Annotated in this window: 12 protein-coding genes; 4 read left to right on the top strand and 8 right to left on the bottom strand. The window is 39.4% G+C overall.

Annotation, left to right across the window (positions count from 1 at the left end):
• Position 1 precedes the first annotated feature (1 nt).
• The 3 genes from AWN68_RS04495 to AWN68_RS04485 are packed head-to-tail and all read right to left on the bottom strand — an operon-like array spanning position 2 to position 2,307.
• Complete coding sequence (locus AWN68_RS04495) at positions 2 to 409, bottom strand: hypothetical protein (protein WP_068412040.1); 408 nt, start codon at positions 407 to 409, stop codon at positions 2 to 4.
• Position 410: 1 nt separating this feature from the next.
• Positions 411 to 1,751, bottom strand: a complete 1,341-nt coding sequence (locus AWN68_RS04490) for a hypothetical protein (RefSeq protein WP_068412037.1) — start codon at positions 1,749 to 1,751, stop codon at positions 411 to 413.
• Entirely contained in the window at positions 1,738 to 2,307 is a 570-nt protein-coding gene (locus tag AWN68_RS04485) for an RNA polymerase sigma factor (protein ID WP_068412034.1), read from the bottom strand. The genes AWN68_RS04490 and AWN68_RS04485 overlap by 14 nt, the downstream gene beginning before the upstream one ends.
• 254 nt (positions 2,308 to 2,561) lie before the next feature.
• On the opposite strand from AWN68_RS04485, the gene AWN68_RS04480 reads away from it, so the two are divergent.
• Positions 2,562 to 3,779 (top strand): type IX secretion system plug protein, encoded by a 1,218-nt coding sequence (locus AWN68_RS04480; protein WP_068412032.1) that lies wholly within the window; start codon positions 2,562 to 2,564, stop codon positions 3,777 to 3,779.
• Here the strand turns inward: AWN68_RS04480 and cas6 are convergent.
• The 4 genes from cas6 to AWN68_RS04460 form a co-directional block, all read right to left on the bottom strand.
• Positions 3,776 to 4,597, bottom strand: a complete 822-nt coding sequence (gene cas6, locus AWN68_RS04475; RefSeq protein ID WP_084362762.1) for a CRISPR-associated endoribonuclease Cas6 — start codon at positions 4,595 to 4,597, stop codon at positions 3,776 to 3,778. The two genes, AWN68_RS04480 and cas6, sit on opposite strands and share 4 nt — an antisense overlap.
• A 136-nt stretch (positions 4,598 to 4,733) precedes the next feature.
• Positions 4,734 to 5,831, bottom strand: coding sequence for a redox-regulated ATPase YchF (gene ychF, locus AWN68_RS04470; protein ID WP_068412028.1), 1,098 nt, complete (start codon positions 5,829 to 5,831; stop codon positions 4,734 to 4,736).
• A 9-nt stretch (positions 5,832 to 5,840) separates the two neighbouring features.
• Positions 5,841 to 6,926, bottom strand: coding sequence for an AI-2E family transporter (locus AWN68_RS04465; protein WP_068412026.1), 1,086 nt, complete (start codon positions 6,924 to 6,926; stop codon positions 5,841 to 5,843).
• Positions 6,927 to 6,986: 60 nt separating this feature from the next.
• Positions 6,987 to 7,331 (bottom strand): DUF3276 family protein, encoded by a 345-nt coding sequence (locus AWN68_RS04460; RefSeq protein WP_068412023.1) that lies wholly within the window; start codon positions 7,329 to 7,331, stop codon positions 6,987 to 6,989.
• A gap of 191 nt (positions 7,332 to 7,522) precedes the next feature.
• Here AWN68_RS04460 and AWN68_RS04455 point away from each other — a divergent pair, with 191 nt between their 5' ends.
• Complete coding sequence (locus AWN68_RS04455; RefSeq protein ID WP_068412020.1) at positions 7,523 to 8,428, top strand: DUF58 domain-containing protein; 906 nt, start codon at positions 7,523 to 7,525, stop codon at positions 8,426 to 8,428.
• Positions 8,429 to 8,500: 72 nt separating this feature from the next.
• Here the strand turns inward: AWN68_RS04455 and AWN68_RS04450 are convergent, their stop codons facing one another.
• The gene (locus AWN68_RS04450; protein ID WP_068412017.1) at positions 8,501 to 8,845 is read right to left on the bottom strand and encodes a 4Fe-4S binding protein; all 345 of its coding nucleotides are present in this window, start codon (positions 8,843 to 8,845) and stop codon (positions 8,501 to 8,503) included.
• Positions 8,846 to 8,996: 151 nt separating this feature from the next.
• Here AWN68_RS04450 and AWN68_RS04445 point away from each other — a divergent pair, with 151 nt between their 5' ends.
• Both AWN68_RS04445 and AWN68_RS04440 read left to right on the top strand, forming a co-directional pair.
• Positions 8,997 to 10,007, top strand: coding sequence for an acyl-CoA reductase (locus AWN68_RS04445; protein WP_068412014.1), 1,011 nt, complete (start codon positions 8,997 to 8,999; stop codon positions 10,005 to 10,007).
• Between the two features lie 59 nt (positions 10,008 to 10,066).
• Complete coding sequence (locus AWN68_RS04440; RefSeq protein ID WP_068412011.1) at positions 10,067 to 11,785, top strand: amidohydrolase; 1,719 nt, start codon at positions 10,067 to 10,069, stop codon at positions 11,783 to 11,785.
• The last annotated feature ends 61 nt before the right edge of the window (positions 11,786 to 11,846 follow it).

Here is an 11,846-nt window from a genome sequence, read left to right as displayed (position 1 = left end):
ACTAAAGTTCAACTATAACACATTTACCATCCACACAAGTCGCTTCTGGAATATACATCAAGCTACAATCACTGATCAGTCCGTATCTCTTGTTCATCTCATCTTGCAATGCAGTGTACTCATTACTTTTCTTCTCTAAAAGAGCTTCATCAATTTTGCTGCCATAAATCACATAGGTCGAAGGCCCGCCACAAGCTTTCTTTCCATAAGCCAATACTTTGCAGTCTCCTGATCCATCGCAAGATTTGTCCGAAACAATCCCTTGGATATCGCTCTGAATTTCTTCTAGCATTCCCATGGCTTCCTCCAATGTTGTATTCTTGTCAAAACCAAAATCGTCCTCTGCAGAACAACTCATCAGGGCATTCAACCCTAAAGCAAAGCACAACACTATAATATACTTCTTCATATTAATCCTCTCTTCGATTTAGAAAGTAATTCAAACTGAAACCAACACCCAACACGGATGGACCTGATTGAGATGACACCTCCTGACTAGACTGCTTTAAGAACTTTCTGTAATAGCCTTCGGCCGAAATTCCCCATTCTTTACTCAACTTATAGTTCAATGCCAAAGCGCTTAAGCCAGCAACATTGAAACGGTCAAATAAACCATCTCGTGAAAAGGCTACTTTTCGAACCTCAAGTGATTTCAAATCACCTTTAACATTGTAACTCAAAAAGTAGTCCGCGCTGAGCCCGGCCTTCATTTGCACATCAAATCTTCCTAAATCCAACACTTTAAATGAAGCCTGAATTGGAATGGAGATACTCTTAATTGTATTGGTGATATTATAATTAGGAATGAAAAACACTTCTCCAGCATATCCTGCGGGAAGATAAATTGGGTAAGAAACTCCATTTTCAACAGAGTAGGCATTTGATTGATTCGCAAATCGATACTCAGAATACCTAAGTCCTAAATTCATTCCCCAACGGTCGTTTAACTCAAAGGCCAAACCAGCACCAAACCCCATCGAACTCAATTGTTTATCACTTCCATTGCTTACTGAAGATAAAACAGCAACGTTACTTATAGGGCTATCTTGCCTTGATAACATGTCCAGAGAATTGCGTGATGGATTTGGGTTAAAACTCCCTCCATTTAAACCTCCATTCAAAGCTAAAGCTCGAGTTTCATTTGTTGTAATCCTCTCTATTTTATAATCTTTCAACTCCATTGAAGCGACCATGTGCTTCATATCCCACAACCCCTTCAGAATATTAATACTTCGCTGTGGAGTTCTCGGTTTAGCATGATCAAAATGTTCATTATCCATTTCAATTATACTTATTGGCAGCACTTCATTTTCCCCTCTTAAAGAAACCGCTTGTTTAGAAAACGCATCAGAATTTTGCTTTGTGTTCGCTGCTTGAAGTTTAGCGTTTACTCCATTATCCAATTGGTCATTAATTCTATTTGCGGGTGTATTATCAACAGGCGCTAGAATACCATCTGCGTCTGTAGACTTTTCTTTGTCAGCACCATTATCGGACACCTTATTCTCAAATTCTGCTTTATTCTCTGTCGTTACTTTACCCTCACCTCCATTAAAACGATCTGAAAACAGAAACCCAAAACTCAGCACCAAAACAATCCCAGCAGCAATTCCATAGGTCTGCCAATAGAAAAAGACTCCCTTCTTCTTTTTGGCCTTTAAGCCAGCTTGAACACCAGCCCAAACACGATCGGAAGGCTTAAACTCAGCCCCATCAAACATTTCTTTTAACCCATTCTCAAAATCGCTCATCTGATAAATAGTTAGTTTGAACAACTTTATTGGCCTCATCAACCATCGTCCTTAAGAGCGCTCGTGCCCTTGAGTATTGAGATTTAGACGTACCTTCACTTATTTCTAACATTTCTGCAATTTCTTTATGACCATAGCCTTCAATTGCGAAGAGATTGAAGATGGTCCTAGACCCCACAGGCAATTTCTGCATTAGTGCCAAAATCTCTGTGAAATGCATATTAGAAAGCGTTAAATTGGATTCAATATGCATGTGTGTCACCTTTTCTATGTCCAGCATTGGTTGCTGATACATTTTCTTTCGGTTGTGATTTATGGCCGTATTAATCACAATTCTTTTTAGCCAGGTCAGAAATTGAGCTTCCCTTCTAAAAGAATCTAAACTCTTGAAAATCTTAATGAAAGCATCCTGCAAAATGTCCTCCGCGTCTTCTTGAGACTTAGCATACCGCATTGCCATTGGCATTAGCTTTTGGGCATAGCGGCCATAAAGCTCCCGTTGGGCCTTCTGGTCATCCTTTATACATCGCTCAATTAGCTTTTCGTCTAGGTTCATTAATGGAGAAGTCCCGGTTTCTTTCTTCCTATTTTCTTAGACACCACACACAAAGTTATGGTTGCAAACGTTACTTATCTAAAACATAAAAAATGAGTTCGAAGCAATCTTCGCACCAAACAGATATAAAATATCAGCTTATCTAATAATTTATGTTCGAAGCAAATGATATGTTAAATTGCAGTAAAAGCACCATTTTGAAATTAAAGTCAATCTCACTTTTCGCATTGTCCGTTCTCTTCTTTCAACCCTTAATGGGGTTCCAGAAAAAGAAGGAGTTGAAATTCGAAGACACTGTTTATGAGAGTGAAGTAAAGACTGTGCGGATGTATCCAGAAGGCAGTTCTATCCAAAGCAGTCTTGCTCCTGCCATTGCCGAATTGGGACAAACAACAAAACTCCTACTCGAGTTTGATGACCTCAGGGATGATGCTGATTATTACTTTGTGCAATTCATTCATTGTAATGCCGATTGGACTCCCTCCGATTTAAGAGCAAATATGTATTTAAACAGCTTCAATGAGTTTGAAATTGAAGGTTTTGAATTCAGCAGCGAATCAAAAACCAATTACGTCCATTACAAATATCGATTACCAGAATTCCAATCTACTGGTAACTACATAGCCATAGTCTACCGAGATAGAAACAAAGAAGACATCATTTTAAGCAAACGATTTAGGGTCTATCAAAATGAAGTGGGTGTAGGTGGAAATGTATTACGTTCAAGTGCTATGGGTGATAGATTGACACATCAGCGTATTGAGGTGACCATAAGTTATGGTAACCTCAACAGCATTGATCCAAGGCAAGACTTTAAGGTGATAGTGCGGCAAAACCAAAGACCAGATATGCAATTGATGCTTAACCCTACTTTTATTGATGAAAACAGTAAAGTAATCCGTTATCAAAACCTGGGCAGTGAAAATGATTTCCTAGGAGGAAATGAGTTCAGATACTTCGATTTAAGTACCGTAAACTTTAAAGGCCGAAATGTAATGGACGCTGGATTTGAAGCCAATAAGCCTTTTGCCCAGCTCGGGTTAGATGAAATGAGGAATGATGGTTATTTTCAGAACTTGGACCTTAATGGCCAATATTACATTCGTGATCTAGAGGGCGCTGGCGCTTTTGCAATCACTTCAGAATATGTATCTACTACTTTCAGCTTAAAAGCAGAAAAACGACTTACGGACATTTACTTACTTGGGGCCTTCAATAACTGGAAAAGAGATACCCAGTCTAAATTGAAATGGAATCCTACAAATGAAGTTTACGAAACCACCTTCCTATTAAAGCAAGGCTGGTACGATTACTCCTACTGGAGCGCAGACCCAACTGCACCAAATGAATTTGAGCAAAGTTTCTTTGAAACCGAAAACCTATATGAGGTTTTCGTCTATTTCAAGCCCATCGGTGGGCGTGGAGATATTTTAGTTGGGTATTCTAGAATTGACTACAACCGCAGACGTTAATCTTGATCTGAAGAAATATTCTTCTTTGAGAAGGTATATTCAGTCGATCTGTCTATTGGGTTTGCATTGGCCAAATCGACCATTCCAAAACCTTTGTAAGTATAGTTTCCTATTCCGCAACTGAAGATAAACTCTTGTACCTCTTTGGCTGCATACAGCTTAAAAGGCAAAGTATACCCCCTCACTTCATACTTTACATCCATATCGAACAAGGAGTAAATTCTAGCAAATTTCTTATCTCGTTCTCTAAGCTTGTTCAAGTATTCTGTATCAGGGACTGCCTGAAATTTGTTAAAGCCTTCAATTTTATCAAAATCATACTGACCTGATTCTTCCATTCGCTGAACTGTGGAATCAAAAAGGAAATCCGAAAATTCATCATTTTCTGGCTCAATAAAACGTTTCCCTTCAGGACCATTATAGGTTGCTGTAACCGGAATTATTGGAGAAATGCATATATACTTCATCTCCGAAGTGAATTCAGGAAGCTTCTCTAGTTCCGTATTCTGCGGTACTAATTGAAGGTTACCCAATTCAAACTGGTCAAACTTAAAGATTTCAGTGAGTACATAGTCTATAAATTCCTTTTTAGGAGAAGACAACACCAGTGTTACCAAGTTTGAATAATAGTGCAAACCTGTTCTGCTTACTTTTGTCTGACCTTTTAATCCAGAGAAGCTATAATATGGATAATCCATAAATTCCTTCTTCCCACCAGTAACAATCACACCCTTGATAAACTGGGCCAATATGTATTGGTGATGAAATGGAAGAACTGCCCCTCTGTTCTTAAGTTTAAAAATGATCCTTACTCTCACAACAACTCAACTTTGATTAAAAAAACACCCAATAATCTATACGGCTATAAATCAATTGGGTATAGCGATAACTGAATCTTGTCACGGTTTGTTCAATGACAAGTAAAAATTTTATTGAATTGTTTTATACTTACGATTATACGTTGAACCTAAAGTGCATTACATCGCCATCTTTTACGATGTATTCTTTGCCTTCAATGGCCATTTTACCAGCTTCTTTTACGGCTACCTCGGTTTTATAGTTCTCAAAGTCAGCTATTTTGATTACTTCAGCTTTAATAAAGCCCTTTTCGAAATCAGTATGGATTACACCTGCGGCCTGTGGAGCAGTCCAGCCTCTTTTAATCGTCCAAGCCCTCACTTCTTTTACACCAGCAGTGAAGTAGGTAATTAGATCTAATATTGAATATGATGCTCTGATCAATTGACTCAAACCTGATTCAGTAAGGCCATACTCTTCAAGAAACATTTGTTTCTCATCTTCTTCTTCCAATTCAGCTATTTGTGCTTCAATAGCCGCAGAAACAATAATTACTTCCGCATTTTCTTCTTTAACACCTTCACGAAGTGCGTCTACAAATTTATTTCCTGAGTTAACAGACTCTTCTTCCACATTAGCCACATAGATTACCGGCTTAATGGTAAGTAATTTCAAATCACTTACTGCGGCTAAGTCTTCTTTGGTAGCTTCTACAGCTCTGGCATTTTTACCAGCTTCTAATGCTGCCTTAAATTTTTCTAAAATCACAAGTTCTCTTTTGGCAACCGCATCTCCAGATTTGGCTACCTTTGAGTACTTAAGAATTTTTTTATCAATCGACTCAAGGTCTTTCAATTGTAATTCAGTATCAATTACTTCTTTGTCGAACATTGGATCTACTGAACCTGCTACGTGCACTACGTTGTCATCTTCGAAACAGCGCACCACATGAAGAATCGCATCCACTTCTCTAATGTTGGCCAAGAATTTATTCCCTAAGCCTTCACCTTTTGAGGCTCCCTTTACCAAACCAGCAATATCTACAAACTCGATTACGGTAGGCAATACACGTTGAGGATTCACTAATTTTTCCAACACCTTCAATCTAGGGTCTGGTACAGTGACCACCCCAACATTGGGCTCAATAGTACAAAAAGGAAAATTTGCTGCCTCTGCTTTGGCGCTGGATAATGCATTAAAAAGGGTGGATTTGCCCACATTTGGCAATCCTACAATCCCACACTGAAGTCCCATGGTAATCTGCTATGATCTGAAAATACTATACTGTTTATATCCCCTTTTAAGTTCTACTACCGACACCCTGATAATTGTATATGCAGGAATCGCAGCGATCATTCCGGGGATGCCCGCTATGGAAGCGCCCGCAAAGATAATAACAAATATTTCTAACGGGTGCACTTTAACAGATTTGGAGAAAATCAATGGTTGAAGGAGTATATTATCTGTGAGTTGGATCACAGAAAACACAGAAACAACTTTCACAATCAGGAATATGTAATCATTTGAGGTTACTAAATCGGGTGAAGTAGAAAGCCCTACAATAATACCAAATACCGAACCCAATAATGGCCCCGCATAAGGAATAAGATTGGCCAAAGCGGCAAAGAGGGCTATGGTCAAAGAATACTTAATCCCCATAATGGTAAGCCCAACAGAAGCCATAGTAAAAATAACAAGTACTTGAAATGATAATCCCAGAAGGTAATTCGAAAGCAGTTTTTCTATCTTATCAAGTGCGGCAATCGATACCTCAAAGTACTTATTGGGAATTGCGACAATGATACTATTTCTTAAAAGCCCCTTTTCATAAAGCAAAAGAAAGGTAATGAAGCTCAAGGCCAACAGGCCCACAAAAAAACTACTCAAAAAGGACAAAATAATATTGAGTATACTTTGGACTTGAATTTTACTGATCGCTTCTGTAATAGTGTCACGGAGGCCCTCCACCAGAAAACCAGCAGGTTCATTTGACAGCCTCTTTTCAAGCAAAAACTCTTCGAACGACCTAATCGGCTCAAGAATACTCTCGGTAACCGAATCGATATCCAATGTTGAGAGCAAAGAGATTTGATCGTCAATCAACGGAATGAATAAAATAACAAAGAGCGTAAGTACCACAATCATCGCTGCAAAAGCCATAAGAATGGCCAACCACCTTGGTACTTTCAATTTAAAAAATCGAGCGCCACTAATCTTCTCAACCAAAGGCCTTAAGATGGACGCCAACACCAACGACAATACTAGATAGGTGAAAATATTGGTGAAATAGTAGATGAACAGAAGCAGAGCTGCAATAATCAGGACGATATATATGGCTGTTCTTTTCATATCAAAAAAAAGAGCTCCTGAGGAATCAAGAACTCTTAAACTTTCTTATTTAAAATTTACTTAATCCCATTTCAAATCAGATTCTTCGGCTGAAGACTCCGCTAACACTTCGTCTTCATTGTTATCAAACTGATCAAAGTCAAATTCAGGCAGTAGTTCTGTTTTAACATGATTCACTGCCGAACCAAATGCCTCCATGAATTTATTGAAATCTTCTTTATAAAGGAAAATCTTATGCTTTTCATAAGTAAACCCATCGTCCTTATACTTCCTTTTACTTTCTGTAATGGTCAGGTAGTAGTCGTTTGAGCGTGTTGCCTTTACATCAAAAAAATAGGTTCTTTTCCCTGCCCTTACCCTCTTTGAAAAAATCTCATTCTTGTCACTATCCTTGTTCTCTTCCACTATTCAACATTTAGTTTGGTATATTACCAAGTAGATATAACTATAAAAACTTATCCAATATAAGCCAATAATAATTACTATTGCAATAGCCGAATGTATAATTCCGTAAACTTAATATACAGAAAACAGTACCTTATATGACGCAAATACTCGCATAAAGGCATATTTTAGACCCAAATTCATTTTTGCTTATGAAGTTTTCTCTGGATAACGTGAAACAATTTTCCAACATTGAACTCCTTGCCAAACAGATGGTTGAGGGCTTTATTACGGGACTCCATAAGTCGCCTTACCATGGCTTTTCGGTAGAGTTTGCAGAGCATAGACTCTATAACACCGGGGAAAGTACTCGCCATGTGGATTGGAAGATTTTCGCGAAGTCTGGCCGCTTATATACAAAGCGGTACGAAGAGGAAACCAATTTAAGATGCCAAATCGTCATCGATCAGTCTTCTTCGATGTATTACCCAGAGCATAATTTCGGCAAGATGCGGTTCAGTGTTATGGCCGGTGCGGCCCTCACCTATTTACTGCACAAACAGCGAGATGCCGTTGGTTTACACACTTTCAGCGATCGACTAGAACTCGAAACCCCTGTAAAATCGTCTGCCTCACACATTCATAAGCTGTTCATTCAGTTTAACAATTTGCTTGAAAAGCAGAAAACTGAAAAGCGAACCAACGTAGCCTCAATCTTACATCAGTTGGCCGAAAAGGTACATAGAAGATCGCTGATTGTTATTTTTAGCGATATGTTCGATAATGAAAACAACGAGGCAGAAATATTGGCAGCGCTTCAGCATTTAAAGCATAAGAAACATGAAGTATTGCTCTTCCATGTTACTGACCATAAAACAGAATTCGACTTTGATTTTGAAGATCGCCCTTACGAGTTTATAGATTCTGAGACTAAGGAAAGGATAAAGCTGAATCCAGCCGCCATTAAAAAGGACTTCAAAATTCAAATGGACAGCTATTATAAGGAGCTCTACCTGAAATGTGCAAAACTCAAAATCGACCTGATTGAAGCCGATATCAACTTAGGCTTTGATCAAGTTTTGAATTCCTATTTAATCAAAAGAAGAAAAATGGCTTAGCGACCTAAAAATATGGGCATAAAAAAAGCCCCCATTGCTGAAGGCTTTCATATATATCTTTTGTATACTCGCTTAAACGTGTAACCATTCTTTTTTAGCCAATAACTCTTCATCCGTTTCTCTGTAGTCTGGATCATCCACACAGCAATCAACTGGGCAAACAGCTGCACATTGAGGTTCTTCATGAAAACCAGTGCACTCTGTACACTTCCCTGGAACTATATAGTAGAACTCGTCCGAAACAGGTTCCTGCATATCACTCGCATCCAACACGGTTCCATCCTCTAATTCTACTTCGCGAAGGTCAGTACCGCCAGCCCAATTCCATTCTTGACCACCTTCATATATAGCTGTATTCGGGCATTCTGGTTCGCAGGCCCCACAATTGATACATTCGTCAGTTATAATAATTGCCATTTCTGATCTCCTTTGTAGTTTGTAATCAATTCATAAACAAAAACTATCTGACGAAGTTTCCTCGCCAAAGGTTTTTATTTGCCGCAAAACTAATCACTATTTTTACTTTGAAGTAAACTTAAGGTGTATTTTTGCCCAAGATTTACAGAATATGGTACTTAAGGAAAGAATACAGGCTTTTGCTCAATTAGGAGAACGCATTAAATCATTAACGGAAGTTGAAGTTGATGATTTATGTTTCAGGGCAGGCAACGGAAATTCGTGGTTTACACCGGAAAGCGTTCAACTGGCGTTTAATGCTTGGGGGGATTCGCTTTCTGAAGAATCGCTTTCTGCGTGGACCGATAATTACAAACTTGAACCTAACGCTCCAAAAAAGGTAGGTTTGGTGATGGCAGGTAATATTCCGTTGGTTGGTTTTCATGACCTACTGTCTGTGCTTATTTCTGGGCACAAAGCCATGGTCAAGCTATCCTCTCAAGACAAAGTGCTGATGCAATTTATGATTTCGGAAATCAAAGATATTTCGGAAACACTCGGTGCCAATATTATTCATGCGGAACGAATGAACGAGGCGGATGCCATTGTTGCCACCGGTTCTGATAACAGTGCCCGCTATTTCAAACATTACTTTGCTAACCACCCACACATTATCAGACAAAACAGAACAGCTGTGGCGGTAATCAAAGGCGATGAAACAGCTGAAGAACTCACTAATTTTGGTAAAGATTACTTCCAATACTTTGGTTTAGGCTGTAGAAACATCTCCAAAATCTATGCGCCTAAGGGTTATGACTTTGTAAAGTTGATCGATGCCCTTATGGGTTATGAAACTGTACTGGATCATCATAAATACCGTAATAATTACGATTACAATAAATCTATCTATCTGGTAAATGGCGAACCACACCTCGATTCTGGTTTCTTTTTAATGAGAGAAAGTGAAGCATTAGTTTCTCCTATTTCCGTCCTGTTCTATGAGTATTACAATAGCGAAGCTGAACTAGACCTTACACTTGCCAAACACCATGAGAAAATTCAATGTGTGGTTTCGGCTAATGGCTGGTACGAAGGAAGCATTCCTTTAGGAAAAGCACAGCAGCCAGAACTTTCGGACTATGCCGATGGCGTTGACACCCTAGAATTCTTGAGTGGTATATAAAGCCATTGTAGGTTTCAGCCAAAAGGATTAGATTCATCAGCAAAATCAATCCTTAAATAATGAAACTTACTTCTAAACTCCTTTGCCTTGGGCTCTTTCTTGTGCTCACAGCTCTCTCTTGCAGTTCAATAAATACACCTGACACCATTTACACCAATGGCCATATCTATACCTCAGACATAAGCAATTCGAAAGTAGAAGCGGTTGCAGTAAAAGACGGAATGATCTTGGCCACAGGAAGTCTGGCTGAAATTGATGCCATGAAAGGCAAAAACACGAAAGTGATTGACCTTGAAGGCAAAACCATGACACCAGGGTTTATCGAATCTCACGGACACTTGATGGGGATTGGTTACAACAAGCTCGAATTAGATTTGATGTACGTTAAAACCTACGATGAATTGGTGGAGAAAGTAGCAGAAGCCGTTCAAAATGCAAAACCAGGCGAATGGATTACAGGCCGTGGCTGGCATCAAGACAAATGGATTGAACGTCCAGACAATATGGTCAAGGGCTTTCAAACACATGATAAATTAAGCGAAGTTTCTCCTGACAATCCTGTTTATCTTCGACACGCGAGTGGACATGCAACTTTTGCTAATGAAAAAGCGATGCAGCTAGCCGGTGTCAACCGGTTGAGCCTTGAACAACTGTCCAGCGAAGTAGAAGGTGGAGAGATCATCAAAGATGACTTAGGTAACCCGACAGGTGTATTCACTGAACGTGCTTCTGGATTGGTTGGTCGTTTAGTGCCTCAAAGTACCGAAGACAAGGACGAGCAAGCTTTGGAAATGGCCATTCAGGAATGTTTGGAAAAAGGAATTACCAGTTTTCACGATGCGGGTTCAGGTCAGGGTTTTATCGACCGCTTGGGAAAATTTAAAACAGAGGGAAAACTGGGTATCAGAATGTATGTAATGCTGAGCGGAAGATCGCCAGAGCTATTAGAGCGTTGGTATGAAAGCGGCCCAATGATTGACCCAGATCATTATGTAACTGTTCGTTCCATCAAATTAAACTGCGATGGAGCCTTAGGGCCTCGCGGTGCTTGGCTTTTAGAAGACTATACTGACAGAGCGGGACATACAGGTCATGAAACCCTTCCGATGGAAGTAGTCACAGAGGTTTCGGAAAAAGGCCTTCAACATGGCTTTCAGGTATGTTCTCATGCCATTGGCGACCGTGCCAACCGAGAAATCCTAGATCGTTATCAAACTGCTTTCGAAAAGTATCCTGAGTTGGCCACAGACCATCGATTTAGAATTGAGCATGCACAACATTTAAGTGGTGCTGATATTCCTCGTTTTGGCGAACTAGGAGTCATTCCTGCCATGCAAGCGATTCACATGAGTTCAGATAGACCTTGGGCAATTGACAGGTTAGGTAAAGCAAGAATTGAAGAAGGTGCTTATGTATGGCAAGACTTACTTAAATCCGGGGCCATTATACCTAACGGAACTGACGCTCCAGTAGAACCAGTTGATCCAATCCCTTCATTTTATGCTTCTGTTTCTAGAAAAACACTAGCGGGATTGCCTGAAGGTGGTTTTGAACCTAATCAGAAAATGTCCAGAGACCAGGCTTTAAAATCATTTACCATTTTTGGTGCTTTCAGCGAATTTGAAGAAGATTTTAAGGGCAGTATTGAAGTTGGGAAAGTAGCAGACTTTACTGTTTTTGATAAGGACATCATGACGATTCCTGAGGCCGAAATTCTGAACACAAAAGTTGCCATGACCATTGTTGGTGGGAAAGTACTTTATGATGCCAAACAATAAGCCAACTTTTCGGATAAATATTGAGCCCCGAATTGAGAATTTAGCACAAAAAAGAATTATT

Origin of the sequence: Roseivirga echinicomitans (genome assembly GCF_001592935.1) — a bacterium.
GTDB classification, from domain to species: domain Bacteria; phylum Bacteroidota; class Bacteroidia; order Cytophagales; family Cyclobacteriaceae; genus Roseivirga; species Roseivirga echinicomitans.
Note: the sequence above shows the minus strand (reverse complement) of the source record. Positions and strands in the feature narration are given on the sequence as shown.

Excerpts from the sequence above, each read along its gene's own strand:
- AWN68_RS04495 (WP_068412040.1), bottom strand. The coding sequence starts at position 409 with ATGAAGAAGTATATTATAGTGTTGTGCTTTGCTTTAGGGTTGAATGCC.
- AWN68_RS04490 (WP_068412037.1), bottom strand. The coding sequence starts at position 1,751 with ATGAGCGATTTTGAGAATGGGTTAAAAGAAATGTTTGATGGGGCTGAG.
- AWN68_RS04485 (WP_068412034.1), bottom strand. The coding sequence starts at position 2,307 with ATGAACCTAGACGAAAAGCTAATTGAGCGATGTATAAAGGATGACCAG.
- AWN68_RS04480 (WP_068412032.1), top strand. The coding sequence starts at position 2,562 with ATGGGGTTCCAGAAAAAGAAGGAGTTGAAATTCGAAGACACTGTTTAT.
- ychF (WP_068412028.1), bottom strand. The coding sequence starts at position 5,831 with ATGGGACTTCAGTGTGGGATTGTAGGATTGCCAAATGTGGGCAAATCC.
- AWN68_RS04465 (WP_068412026.1), bottom strand. The coding sequence starts at position 6,926 with ATGAAAAGAACAGCCATATATATCGTCCTGATTATTGCAGCTCTGCTT.
- AWN68_RS04455 (WP_068412020.1), top strand. The coding sequence starts at position 7,523 with ATGAAGTTTTCTCTGGATAACGTGAAACAATTTTCCAACATTGAACTC.
- AWN68_RS04450 (WP_068412017.1), bottom strand. The coding sequence starts at position 8,845 with ATGGCAATTATTATAACTGACGAATGTATCAATTGTGGGGCCTGCGAA.
- AWN68_RS04445 (WP_068412014.1), top strand. The coding sequence starts at position 8,997 with ATGGTACTTAAGGAAAGAATACAGGCTTTTGCTCAATTAGGAGAACGC.
- AWN68_RS04440 (WP_068412011.1), top strand. The coding sequence starts at position 10,067 with ATGAAACTTACTTCTAAACTCCTTTGCCTTGGGCTCTTTCTTGTGCTC.